Raw genomic sequence first — 12,470 nt, 5'->3', positions numbered from 1 at the left:
GCGGTGAGTTCCTAGACAGCTCCCACCACACCGGAGGTCTTCGCCATGTTCAAGACCAGACCAGTGTCAACAACGCTCGTGATCAATACACCTAGGGTGTGAGGCCATGAGCGAATGGCAGATGACCGACGACGAGGGCGGCACCCTCGCCGCCCGGTGGTGGCAGTGGGCGCGATCCGCCCCCGAGAGCCGGAGCCCCGTCGCCGACACGACCGGCGAACACGCGGACTGGCAACAACCCGGCGACGTCTGGTTCCTGGCCGGCACCTACGGCGGCCGGGTGGAACGCCGCTGCGAGATACCCGCCGACCGCCCGGTGTTCTTCCCGGTCCTCAACACGGTCCACACCAAGCTCCGGTCCCGCAGACCCCTCCCCCTGGACGTCTCCACCGCGAAGGCCCACCTCAACGGCGTCCCGCTCCCCCTCCACGAGTTCACCACCCGCCCCTTCCGCCTGGGCCTCCAGATGCACCTCGCCTGGGGCCTCTGGGCAGCCCTCACGCCCCTGCTGCCGGGCCAGTACGTCCTGGAGATCAAGGCGGCCTCGACGGACGGCTTCTGGGTCGACACGACGTACCACCTCACCGTGGCGGACGGCTGACGTGCGGGCGCCGACCCTCGTCGGCCGACGGGACCGCGGGCTCGGCGGCGTACCCGTGATCTCGTAGGGAAGGACGCCGACGTGAACGAAGCCCCGGGCCGATGGCCTGGGGCTTCGTCGTGTGCGCGATGCCGGGCTGTTACTTCGTGTCGACCGCCCAGGTCGCGGTGTTGTCGGTGGTGATCGGGTCAGGGGTCGCCGAGCTCACCTTGGCGGTCGTGTTCTGGAGCTTCGCGTTGCCCCGGAAGAAGTACACGACGTCGACGGTGTGGCTCGCCGCGGCGGCCAGGGTGGGATAGGTGCAGGTCACCGTGGTGGCGGTGGTGTTCGCGGTGTGGGTGCAGGAGGCGCCGCCGGTGTCGGAGACGTAGTTGCCGACCTTGGTGCCGGGCAGCGTGACCGTGAGCACGGCCGCCTGGGCGTCGGACGGACCGTTGTTCTTGATCGTCGCGGCGTACGTGACGCTGGTGGACGGCTGGTACACGTGCGACGGGGCGGTGAGCCCGGCCGCGAGGTCGGCCTGGGTGCGTACCGAGGTCGACGCGGACGCGCTGTCGTTGGCGTTGTTCGGATCGCCGCTGCTCGTGCTCACCCGGGCGGTCGTCGTCAGCGTGCTGTTGGCGGGCGCGGACGGCGAGACGAGGACCTGGGTGTAGACGACGACCGACTGGCCGGGGTCGAGGTCGTTGAGGCGGCACTCGATCCGGTGCGGGTTGCCCACGACCTGGGCGCACGTGCCCTCGCCGCCGCTGGAGATGCTGGCGGACTGGTAGGTGACGCCGTTGTCGAGGTCCTCCGTCAGGTCGACGGTACGAGCCGTGGAAGGCCCGTTGTTGGTGATGGTCGCGGTGTAGGTCAGCGAGGTGCCGGCCACGACCGGGTCGGGCGAGTCGGCCAGAGCGACCTTCAGGTCGGACCGGGTCGCGACGGTGGTGTCGGTGTGGGCGTAGTTGTCGGAGTTGTTCGGGTCGAGGGTCACGCTGGTCACGGACGCGTCCGCGTGCAGCACGCCGGTGGTCGTCGGCTTGACCCTGGTCACGATGGTCATGGTCGCCGTGGCACCGGGCCTGAGCAGGTCGAGACCGCAGCCGGCCGGCTGGAAGGGGTCACCCGGCACGCCCGCCGTGCAGCTGGTGCTCGACGGCAGCGTGATCGAGGTGACGGTCACGCCCGCGGGCAGCTGGTCCTTGAGGACGACGTTCTGCGCCGTGGACGGCCCGCTGTTGCGCACCGTGACCGAGAAGGTCAGGTCCGTTCCGGCGGTCACCGGGTCCGGGGTCGCCGTGGCGGACGTGATCTTCAGGTCGGCCAGCGAGGTGATGGGCAGCTGGGTGCTCTGCGTGTTGTTGGCGCTGTCGGGGTCGGGGGTGTCCGAGGTCACCGTGGCCGAGTCGTGGACGGTCTGGCCTTCGGTGGCGGTGTACGAGACGACCACCGTCGCCCGGCCGGGCCCGCTGGGCGTGGCCGGCCGGATGTCGCCCAGGGGGCAGGTGACGGTCCCGCTGGACTGGTTGGGCGGCGGCAGCGAGCCGCAGCCGCCCTGGCTGGCGGTGGCCGAGCTGATCGTGAACGTGCCGTCCGAGGTCGCGGTGTCGGTGAGGACGACGTCGCGGGCGGTCGAGGGGCCGTTGTTGTCGACGTAGACGGTGCACTTGCCGGGCTGGCCGGCGAGGACGTTGTTGTCGCAGGACTTGGAGACCGCGAGGTCGGCCTGCTCGTTGACGTTGACCGAGGCCGTGGCCTTGTTGTCGGCCGGGTCCGGGTCGAACTGGTCGGCCTTGATCGTGGCGTCGTCGGTCAGCGGCGTGGGGCCGCCGGCGGGGACGTCGTAGTCGGGGTCGACCTGGCTGCGGATCTGGATCGGCACGGAGGCCCCGTCGGCCAGGGTGCCGAGCTCGCACCGCACCTTCTGGCCGGTGATGGTGCAGCCGGGCTGGGTGACGCTGAACGGCACGTCGCCGGCCGGGAGTTCGTCCTCGACGATCACGTTGTCGGCGGCGTCCGGGCCGTTGTTCTTGGCGACCAGGTTCCAGCGGAGCTCCGCGCCCGCGACCGCGGGGCTGGGCGAACCGGACTTGGTGATCGAGACGTCGGCCGGGTTGCAGGTCGGGAACTTGAAGGAGGCGACCCGCGTCTGCCAGCCGGCGTTCGACGTGGTCTGCATGTACTCCGTGGTGTACCAGAAGGTGCAGCCGTCGGTGGGGTCGACCTGCATGGCGCTGTAGTCGCCCCAGCGGCCGATGCCCTCCGGGGAGGCGCCGGTCTGGGAGCCCTTGCCGTCGCGGATCTTCAGCTCGCTCTGCGGGAGCAGCCCGAGCGGGTCGCCGGCCAGGCGGGCGGCGGCCCGGATGGAGGGGTAGACCTTCGGGTTCTGCGCGGTCGGCGTGGCGGGCGCGCTGGAGACGCTGTAGCCGAGCGCCATGTTGCCGGCCTTGTCCATGGCGATGCTGCCCATCCAGCGGTGGGCGGCGTCGGGAGCGAAGGTGCCCTGCTGGTGCAGGATCCAGTTCGCGCCGCCCGCGGGGCGGTGCAGCTCGTACCAGCGCACACCGGCATGGCCGGCGCCGTCGACGTTGACGGTGTGGTTGACGACCATCGACTCGTAGGTGCCGAAGTTCCGGTACTGCAGCCGGTGCATCAGCCGGTCGGACAGCGGGTCGAGCGTCTGTGTGGTGTCCGGCTGCGGAATGCCGCTCAGGCTGGTGTTGAAGTCCGCGACCGTGACGTCGGCGAGCTGGGTGAGGGTCGAGTTGGCCGGCACCTGCCAGTCGACGTGGAAGGCGAAGCTGCGCAGCGTGTTGTTGCCGGTGATGCGCGTCAGCGTCGCGGGCGCGCCGAAGGTGGGCAGCCGGGTGCCGTCGAAGTCCGCGGGCAGCATGCCGGTGTCGGAGGACAGGCGGGTGAAGCCGTCGCCGCCGTTGAGCCCGATGCCGGTGTCACAGCCGAAGCAGACGAACCCGGCCGGGTTGCCGTTCAGCATGTTGGCCCGGTCGAAGGCGTACGCTCCGCCCGCTCCCGGGGCGCCTTCCCAGTTGAAGGTGACGTAGTACGCGTCGGGCCAGACGCCCAGCTTGGGGTAGTCGTTGAAGCGCTGGTTGCTGACCAGGAAGTCGTACAGGTGCCAGCCCCCGGTGACCGGGTCGGCGGTCTTCGACACCGCGATGCACTCGTGGTAGGGCGCGACCGGGTCGTTCGAGGAGTCCACGTTGAAGGCGAAGTACGTGATCACCCAGCGGTCGGCGATCGGGTCGTGCCGGACGACGCCGTCGCCGCGGTTGGTCGTGCGGCAGAGGCTGTCCGAGGGCTGGTACGTGGAGAACAGCTGGTTGGTGGCCATGGGCGTCGGCACCGGCGGGCTCCCCGCCGTCAGCAGACCGTTGCCCGGGTTGTTCTTGTCGTAGATCTGGAACGAGCTGTTGACCTGCTGGATGTAGTGCTTCGGGCCGACGTCCCCGTTGGTGTCCGGCGGGAAGATGCCGTTGACGTTGTTGACGCCCTCGAAGTCCTGGATCATGTCCGAGAGCGCCCCGGGGCCCCGGAGCCGGGCGGGCGCCCGGCCGGCCAGCGGGTCGGGACGCGTGTCGGGCTTCACCCGACGCCTCACCCGCCCGTCCTCCTGCCGGGCCGGGCCCTCAGGACGCGGCGGCCGTGTCCTGATCTTCCTCAGGTCGCCGTTGAACTCGCCCGGCGTGACCTTCTGCGAGGTCACGGACGGCGTGGGCGCGTCGGCGGTCGCGGCGGTGGCGGTGCCGGCCGCCACGAGCGAGGAGACGGGGAGCAGCAGCGCGATCGCCGCGGTGGCGACCCGGCGCCCCCAGCCGGATGATGGCCTTCGGGGCCATCTCCTCCGGAGGTCGACCGTGGCCTGTGGTCGTGACAATTCCTTGCCCCTTCTGGCGGGGAAGTCCCGCGCCTCGTACTCCGGCTCGCCGCCGGGTCGGGCTCCCGTGGACTTCCTGGAACCGGTGGAACCGCTGGGTGCTGTCGGGTGCCGCGGCGCCGTTCACGGCGTCCGCGGCGGGGCCGGCGGATATCTCCGTACGCGGCGGGCGGCCCTTCTCCTCGTCCTCGCGGCGGTACTGGCCGGCTGCGGGCCGACGAGCACCACGCACCCCGGCGTCTCCGCCGGTGGCACCGACCCGGGCACCGTGTGGGGGCAGGTGACCCTCTGGCCGCGCGTCGGCGGCCCGGTGACCGCGAACAGCCCTGGCCCGGGCAGGCCGTTGCCCGGCGCGAGGGTCGACTTCACACGTACGGGCGGGGGCGGCGGCCCGGAGGTCGCCACGGCCGACGGCGAGGGCCGCTACCGCATCCGGCTCGCGGCGGGCGCCTACACGGTCCGGGTGGAGAACCGGGTCTTCAACGTCAGCGACCCGGGCGCGACGCGCCAGGTCACCGTGCGGCCCGGCGAGACCGTGCGACTGGATCTCGTCCTCGACTCGGGCCTCCGCTGACCTGTGCGGCCGTCGCGGGCGGTCACGGAACATGCGGGGCCTCCGGCGGCGCGGCACGAAACGATCACCGTACGCGGGGGACTATAACTCTACGTAGCTGAAATGCGGCGGATCGACACTCTCCGTGATCACGACCGGAAGGGTGAGGCGCTGCGTACGGGTGAGCTCGGCGTGTCGTTCCCATGCCGCCGGCCGGGTCGGGTGCACCGTGGGGAAACAAGAAGCCCGCACCCGCAGGAGAATCCTTCCTGCGAGCACGGGCAGTGGTGGGGCGGGTGGGACTCGAACCCACGGCCGACGGATTATGAGTCCGCTGCTCTAACCGGCTGAGCTACCGCCCCGAACACCACGGCGCGTACAAGTGTGCGCGCCGTCTGCCGCAGCATAGCCGCTCATACGATCTCCTGCTCCGGATGGTCGGCCATGCTCGATCATCAAGACTCCGCAGCGGGCCCCGCGGTTCCACGGGAAATGAAAAAGGACCCCGAAGGGTCCTCTTCCGTGTGGCTCCCCCGACTGGACTCGAACCAGTAACCCTCCGGTTAACAGCCGAATGCTCTGCCAATTGAGCTACAGGGGATCGCGCTCCCCCGACTGGACTCGAACCAGTAACCTGCCGGTTAACAGCCGGCTGCTCTGCCAATTGAGCTACAGGGGATTGCTGCGTTGCACCGATCGGATCCACCTCGGGCTTGCCGGGGGGCGGTCGCTCGCTGCGAGACATACATTAGCGCAAGCAGGGGGGTGCTCCGCCAATCGGTATCCCCAGAGCGCTCCCGGGACGGTTCCAGGGAAGGATCGCAGCGTGCGCAAGCTGATCTTCGTCAGCGGCCTGGCAGTGGGTTTCGTGATCGGGACGCGGGCCGGACGCGAGTGGTACGACCGGATGAAGCGGGGTGCCCAGCGGGTCGCCGAGAACCCCGCCGTGCGCAATGCCGCCGAGTCCGCGGCGCAGGGCGGGCGGCAGGCGGCCGGGAAGGCGCTGCACGTGGTCGGTGACCAGGCGCAGCGGATCCGGTCGCGGCGCGATCACGACGGGCACTACGCCGGGCAGTCCGCGCGGTACGAGGACGACGACTGGGGCACCAGCAACACCTGACCTCGTACACCGCAGCCGTCCCCGTGCGGCAGAATCATGTGCCATGGGGATAGTCGCCGGTCTGGACAGTTCTTCCGACTCCACGCGCATCGTCGTCTGCGACGCGGACACGGGCGCCGTACTGCGGCAGGCCCATGCCCCGCATCCCCTGGAACCCAAGGCCACCGACGTCGACCCGCAGGCGTGGCTGCTCTCCCTCGGTGAGGCCGCGACCGGCGGACTGCTCGAAGGCGTGCAGGCGATCGGGGTGTCCGCGCAGCAGCACGGGCTCGTGCCGCTGGACGCGCAGGGCGGGCTCGTGCGCCCCGCGCTGGTCGGCAACGACAAGCGGGCACAGGTCGCCGCCGCGGATCTCGTCGAGGGGCTCGGCGGGCGGCAGGCGTGGGCGGACGCGGTCGGGACCATGCCGCAGTCCGGGCTGCCGATCGCCAAGCTGCGCTGGCTGGCGCGCAGCGAGCCCGAGCACGCGCAGCGCGTCGCGATGATCCTGCAGCCGCACGACTGGCTCGTGTGGCAGCTGCTCGGCCGGCCCGCGCGCCGGACCACCGACCGCGGCGCCGCCTCCGCCACCGGCTACTGGTCCGCCAGGACCGGCGCCTACCGGCCCGATCTGGTCGACCTGGCGCTCGGCCACCAGGCCGTGCTGCCCGAGGTGCTCGCGCCGGCCGAGGCCGCCGGCACCACCCCCGAAGGGCTGCTGATCTCCGCCGGTACGGGCGAGACGATGGCGGCCGCCCTCGGGCTCGGGGTGGGCGCGGGCGACGCCGTCGTCTCGCTCGGCGCCTCCGGCTCGGTCATGGCCGTCCACCACGAGGCGCTGACCGACCCGAACGGGATGATCACCTCGTACGCCGACGCCACCGGCATGCACCTGCCGGTCGTGCACGTCTCCAACGCGGTACGGGCGCTGCGCGGCACCGCCGAGATGCTGGGCGCGGAGTCCCTGGACGAACTGTCCGCGCTCGCGCTGAAGTCGACGCCCGGCTCCTCCGGCCTGGTGCTGCTGCCGTACCTGGAGGGCGAGCGGACGCCGAACCTGCCGCACACCGCCGGCACGCTCAGCGGGCTGCGCCGCGAGTCGATGAAGCCCGAGCACCTGGCCCGGGCCGCCTTCGAGGGCATGCTGTGCTCGCTCGCCGACGCGATGGACGTGCTGCGCGGGCGGGGCGTCGAGGTGCGCCGGGTGTTCCTGCTCGGCGCGGCGGCCGGGCTGCCGGCCGTACAGGCGCTGGCGCCCGCGCTGTTCGGCGCCCAGGTCGTCGTACCGCAGCCGGCCGAGTACGCGGCCCTCGGCGCCGCCCGGCAGGCGGCGTGGGCGCTCGGGGTGTCGCAGGGCACGCTGTCGCCGGCCGCGCCGCCGGCCTGGCAGGGCGCGGCGGCGCAGGTCTTCGAGCCGGGCGACGAGCTGGCGGTCGGTCAGGCCGTGCGCCAGCAGTACTCGGCGACCCGCGAGCAGCTGCACCCCGGGGCGTTCTCCGGCTGACGGACACCGTCACCCGATCTCCCCGCCACGCGGGGAATCCAGTCGTAACGTCACAGCAGCGCGGGCGATAGTAGAACCCGTGCTCATAAGACTTCTCCGAACCCACCTTCGGCCGTACAGGAAACCCATCGCCCTGCTGGTCCTGCTGCAGCTGCTGCAGACCAGCGCCACTCTCTACCTGCCGACCCTCAACGCCGACATCATCGACAACGGTGTCGTCACCGGGGACACCGGCTACATCCTGCGCTTCGGCGCGCTGATGATCGGCGTGTCCGTCGTCCAGGTGCTGTGCAACATCGGCGCCGTGTTCTTCGGCGCGCGAACGGCCGCCGCGCTCGGGCGGGACGTCCGGGCCGCGGTGTTCGCGCGGGTGCAGTCGTTCTCGGCCCGGGAGGTCGGGAACTTCGGGGCGCCGTCGCTGATCACCCGGACCACCAACGACGTGCAGCAGGTCCAGATGCTGGTCCTGATGGCGTTCACCCTGATGGTCTCCGCGCCGATCATGTGCGTCGGCGGCATCATCATGGCCCTCGGTCAGGACGTGCCGCTGTCGGCCGTGCTGATCGCGGTGGTGCCGGTGCTCGGCATCGCCGTGTCGCTGATCGTGCGGCGGATGCGGCCGCTGTTCCGCACCATGCAGACGCGCCTCGACACGGTGAACCGGGTGCTGCGCGAGCAGATCACCGGCAACCGGGTCATCCGCGCCTTCGTCCGGGACGGCTACGAGCGCGAACGGTTCAAGGGGTCGAACACCGAGCTGACCGACGTGTCGATGGCCACCGGCCGGCTGATGGCGCTGATGTTCCCGACCGTGATGACGGTCGTGAACGTGTCGTCGATCGCCGTCGTGTGGTTCGGCGCGCACCGCATCGACAGCGGCGGGATGGAGATCGGCGCGCTGACCGCCTTCCTCGCCTATCTGATGCAGATCGTGATGGCGGTCATGATGGCCACCTTCATGTTCATGATGGTGCCGCGGGCCGAGGTGTGCGCCGAGCGCATCGAGGAGGTCCTGGCGACCGAGTCCAGCGTCGTGCCGCCGGCCGAGCCGGTGACCGCCCTGGAGCGGCGCGGACACCTGGAGGTCAGGAGCGCGGACTTCCGGTATCCGGGCGCCGAGGAGTCGGTGCTGCGGGACGTCGAGCTGGTCGCCCGGCCGGGCGAGACCACCGCGATCATCGGCTCGACCGGCTCCGGCAAGTCGACGCTGCTCGGGCTCGTCCCGCGGCTCTTCGACGTGACCGGCGGAGAGGTCCTCGTCGACGGCGTGGACGTGCGCACGCTCGACCCCGTCCTCATGGCGCGGACGGTCGGCCTCGTCCCGCAGAAGCCGTACCTGTTCTCCGGGACGGTGGCCACGAACCTGCGGTACGGGAAGCCGGACGCGACCGACGAGGAGCTGTGGCACGCCCTGGAGGTGGCCCAGGCCAAGGACTTCGTGTCCAAGCTGGAGGGCGGTCTGCACGCGCCGATCGCGCAGGGCGGCACCAACGTCTCCGGCGGCCAGCGGCAGCGCCTCGCGATCGCCCGCACGCTCGTGCAGCGGCCGGAGATCTATCTCTTCGACGACTCCTTCTCGGCGCTCGACTACGAGACGGACGCGCTGCTGCGGGCCGCGCTCGCCGACGAGACCGCCGACGCGACCGTCGTCATCGTCGCCCAGCGGGTCTCCACCATCCGCGAAGCCGACCGGATCGTGGTCCTCGACGAGGGCCGGGTCGTCGGCACCGGACGGCACCACGAGCTGATGGCGGAGAACGAGACGTACCGGGAGATCGTGCTCTCCCAGCTGACCGAGGCGGAGGCAGCCTGATGGCCGGACCACGTATGCCCATGGCCGGGGCCGGCCCGGACTCGAAGTCGATGGACTTCAAGGGCTCGGGCAAGCGGCTGCTGCGGCAGCTCGCGCCCGAGCGCGGCGCGCTGGGGCTGATGCTGGGCGCCGGCGTGCTGTCGGTCGCGGCCTCGGTCGTCGGGCCGAAGATCCTCGGCAGGGCCACCGACCTCGTCTTCGCGGGCGTGGTCGGGCAGCAGAAGCAGATGCCCGCGGGCGCCACGAAGGAGCAGGTGCTCGCGGCGCTGCGCGCCAAGGGCGACACGGGGATGGCCGACATGCTGGCCGGGGTGGACTTCACCCCCGGCAAGGGCATCGACTTCACGGCGGTCGGCCAGGTCCTGGGCACGGCGCTCGGCGTCTACGTGCTCGCGGGCCTGCTGATGCTGGTGTCGACCCGCATGTCGATCAAGGTGATCAACCGGACCGTCTTCCGGATGCGCGAGGACGTCCAGGCGAAGCTGGCGCGGCTGCCGCTGTCGTACTTCGACAAGGCCAAGCGCGGCGAGGTGCTCTCCCGCGCCACCAACGACATCGACAACATCTCGCAGACCCTCCAGCAGTCGATGGGCCAGCTGATCAACTCGCTGCTGACGATCGTCGGCGTGCTCGGGATGATGTTCTGGATCTCGCCGCTGCTCGCCCTGGTGGCGCTGGTCACGGTGCCGCTGTCAGTCGTCGTGGCGACGAGGATCGGCAAGCGCTCGCAGCCGCACTTCGTGCAGCAGTGGAAGTCCACGGGCAAGCTCAACGCCCACATCGAGGAGATGTACACCGGCCACGCGCTGGTGAAGGTCTTCGGCCGGCAGGAGGAGTCCGCGCGGGACTTCGCCGAGCAGAACGAGGCGCTGTACGAGGCCGGTTTCAAGGCCCAGTTCAACAGCGGCATCATGCAGCCGGTCATGCTCTTCGTCTCGAACCTGAACTACGTCCTGGTGGCCGTGGTGGGCGGTCTGCGGGTGGCGAGCGGCACCCTGTCGATCGGTGACGTGCAGGCGTTCATCCAGTACTCCCGGCAGTTCTCGATGCCGCTGACGCAGGTCGCCTCGATGGCGAACCTGGTGCAGTCGGGCGTCGCCTCCGCCGAGCGGATCTTCGAGCTGCTCGACGCGGAGGAGCAGGAGCCGGACGCGCCGAAGAGCGAGAAGCCGGCCGACCTCAAGGGCAAGGTGGCGCTGGAGGGCGTGGCCTTCCGCTACGAGGCGGACAAGCCGCTCATCGAGGACCTGTCGCTCACCGTGGAGCCGGGCCAGACGGTCGCGATCGTCGGCCCGACGGGCGCCGGCAAGACCACGCTGGTGAACCTGCTCATGCGGTTCTACGAGGTCACCGGCGGCCGGATCACCCTCGACGGCGTCGACATCGCGCGGATGCGCCGCGAGGACCTGCGCGCCGGCATCGGCATGGTCCTCCAGGACACCTGGCTGTTCGGCGGCACCATCGCCGAGAACATCGCGTACGGCGCGACGCGCGAGGTGACCCGGGCGGAGATCGAGGAGGCGGCGCGGGCGGCCCACGCGGACCGCTTCATCCGTACGCTCCCCGAGGGCTACGACACGGTCATCGACGACGACGGAGCGGGCGTCAGCGCCGGCGAGAAGCAGCTGATCACCATCGCGCGGGCGTTCCTGTCCGACCCGGTGATCCTGGTCCTCGACGAGGCGACGAGCTCGGTCGACACCCGCACCGAGGTGCTGATCCAGAAGGCGATGGCCCGCCTCGCCCACGGCCGGACCTCGTTCGTGATCGCGCACCGGCTCTCCACCATCCGGGACGCGGACGTGATCCTGGTGATGGAGCACGGCTCGATCGTCGAACAGGGCACGCACGAGGAGCTGCTGGCCTCGGGCGGGGCGTACGCCCGGCTGTACGCGGCGCAGTTCGCGCAGGCGGTCGCGGAGGTCGACTGACGTCTCAGTCGAGATAACCGCGCAGCTGGTCCGCGTAGGCGTGGTCCCGCAGCTTGTTGAGGGTCTTGGACTCGATCTGGCGGATGCGTTCGCGCGTCACGCCGAAGAGCTGTCCGATCTCCTCCAGGGTGCGGGGCCGGCCGTCGTCGAGGCCGTAGCGCAGCTGCACGACCTTGCGTTCGCGCTCGCCGAGGGTCGAGAGCACGGCCTCCAGGTGTTCGCGCAGCAGCAGGAAGGCGGCGGACTCGACGGGCGAGGCGGCGTCGCCGTCCTCGATGAGGTCGCCGAGGGCGACGTCGTCCTCCTCGCCGACGGGCGCGTGCAGCGACACCGGTTCCTGGGCGAGCCGCAGCACCTCGCCGACCCGCTCGGGCGCGAGGTCGAGCTGGGCGGCGACCTCCTCGGCGGTCGGTTCGTAGCCGCGTTCCTGGAGCATCCGGCGCTGAACGCGGATGACCCGGTTGATGAGTTCGACGACGTGCACGGGGACGCGGATGGTCCGGGCCTGGTCGGCGAGGGCCCGGGACATCGCCTGGCGGATCCACCAGGTGGCGTACGTCGAGAACTTGTAGCCGCGCGCGTAGTCGAACTTCTCCACGGCGCGGATCAGGCCCAGATTCCCCTCCTGGACCAGGTCGAGCATGGTGAGGCCGCGGCCCACGTAGCGTTTGGCCACCGAGACGACGAGGCGCAGGTTGGCCTCGATCAGCCTGCGTTTGGCGATGCGGCCGAGGACGACGAGCCGGTCGAGGTCGTGGGCGAGGGCGCTGTCCAGGTCGGGGGTGCTCGCGAGCTTCTCCTCGGCGAAGAGGCCGGCCTCGATCCGGCGGGCGAGCTCGACCTCCTCCTCCGCGGTGAGCAGCGGCACCCGGCCTATCTCGCGCAGGTACTGGCGGAAGAGATCGGACGACGGGCCGTTGCCGCCGGCGTCGGCGCGCCGGCGCTGGGCCGGGACCTCCGGTTCCTGTTCGACGGCCACGAGCTCGACCGGGGAGGGTTCGTCGGTCACGGCGAGGGTCTGGGGCTGGGTCTGCACGGGGGGCGACCTCCAGGGCGGGACGGACCGTCCACCCAGTGTGTCGTACGACA

8 protein-coding genes and 3 tRNA genes are annotated in these 12,470 nt (G+C 70.9%); 6 read left to right on the top strand and 5 right to left on the bottom strand.

The window, feature by feature from the left end; translation table 11 throughout:
- The first annotated feature begins 106 nt into the window (after window positions 1-106).
- Window positions 107-601, top strand: coding sequence for a hypothetical protein (locus ACWEJX_RS19235; RefSeq protein WP_451608620.1), 495 nt, complete (start codon window positions 107-109; stop codon window positions 599-601).
- Between the two features lie 139 nt (window positions 602-740).
- On the opposite strand, the gene ACWEJX_RS19230 is transcribed toward ACWEJX_RS19235, so the two are convergent.
- Window positions 741-4,481 (bottom strand): hypothetical protein, encoded by a 3,741-nt coding sequence (locus ACWEJX_RS19230; protein WP_451608619.1) that lies wholly within the window; start codon window positions 4,479-4,481, stop codon window positions 741-743.
- Between the two features lie 4 nt (window positions 4,482-4,485).
- Between ACWEJX_RS19230 and ACWEJX_RS19225 the strand changes: the two genes are divergently transcribed.
- Complete coding sequence (locus tag ACWEJX_RS19225) at window positions 4,486-5,055, top strand: carboxypeptidase-like regulatory domain-containing protein (RefSeq protein WP_451608618.1); 570 nt, start codon at window positions 4,486-4,488, stop codon at window positions 5,053-5,055.
- Between the two features lie 264 nt (window positions 5,056-5,319).
- Here ACWEJX_RS19225 and ACWEJX_RS19220 read toward each other — a convergent pair.
- The 3 genes from ACWEJX_RS19220 to ACWEJX_RS19210 form a co-directional block, all read right to left on the bottom strand.
- Window positions 5,320-5,396, bottom strand: a tRNA-Ile gene (locus ACWEJX_RS19220).
- 163 nt (window positions 5,397-5,559) lie between these two features.
- Window positions 5,560-5,635 (bottom strand) — tRNA-Asn (locus ACWEJX_RS19215).
- 5 nt (window positions 5,636-5,640) lie between these two features.
- A tRNA-Asn gene (locus ACWEJX_RS19210) sits at window positions 5,641-5,713 on the bottom strand.
- 147 nt (window positions 5,714-5,860) lie between these two features.
- On the opposite strand from ACWEJX_RS19210, the gene ACWEJX_RS19205 reads away from it, so the two are divergent.
- From ACWEJX_RS19205 to ACWEJX_RS19190, 4 genes are all read left to right on the top strand, one after another.
- Window positions 5,861-6,154 (top strand): YtxH domain-containing protein, encoded by a 294-nt coding sequence (locus ACWEJX_RS19205; protein WP_451608617.1) that lies wholly within the window; start codon window positions 5,861-5,863, stop codon window positions 6,152-6,154.
- Between the two features lie 43 nt (window positions 6,155-6,197).
- Window positions 6,198-7,637, top strand: coding sequence for an FGGY family carbohydrate kinase (locus tag ACWEJX_RS19200; protein WP_451608616.1), 1,440 nt, complete (start codon window positions 6,198-6,200; stop codon window positions 7,635-7,637).
- Window positions 7,638-7,716: 79 nt separating this feature from the next.
- On the top strand, window positions 7,717-9,450 hold the full coding sequence (locus ACWEJX_RS19195) for an ABC transporter ATP-binding protein (RefSeq protein ID WP_451608615.1): 1,734 nt from the start codon (window positions 7,717-7,719) through the stop codon (window positions 9,448-9,450).
- The gene (locus tag ACWEJX_RS19190) at window positions 9,450-11,381 is read left to right on the top strand and encodes an ABC transporter ATP-binding protein (protein ID WP_451608614.1); all 1,932 of its coding nucleotides are present in this window, start codon (window positions 9,450-9,452) and stop codon (window positions 11,379-11,381) included. The genes ACWEJX_RS19195 and ACWEJX_RS19190 overlap by 1 nt, the downstream gene beginning before the upstream one ends.
- A 4-nt stretch (window positions 11,382-11,385) precedes the next feature.
- On the opposite strand, the gene ACWEJX_RS19185 is transcribed toward ACWEJX_RS19190, so the two are convergent.
- A complete protein-coding gene (locus ACWEJX_RS19185; protein WP_451608624.1) occupies window positions 11,386-12,360 on the bottom strand; it encodes an RNA polymerase sigma factor in 975 nt (324 codons plus the stop codon).
- Between the last annotated feature and the right edge of the window lie 110 nt (window positions 12,361-12,470).

The sequence above is a fragment of the Streptomyces sp. NPDC004788 genome, assembly GCF_053601115.1.
This window is presented reverse-complemented; position numbering and strand designations above follow the sequence as displayed.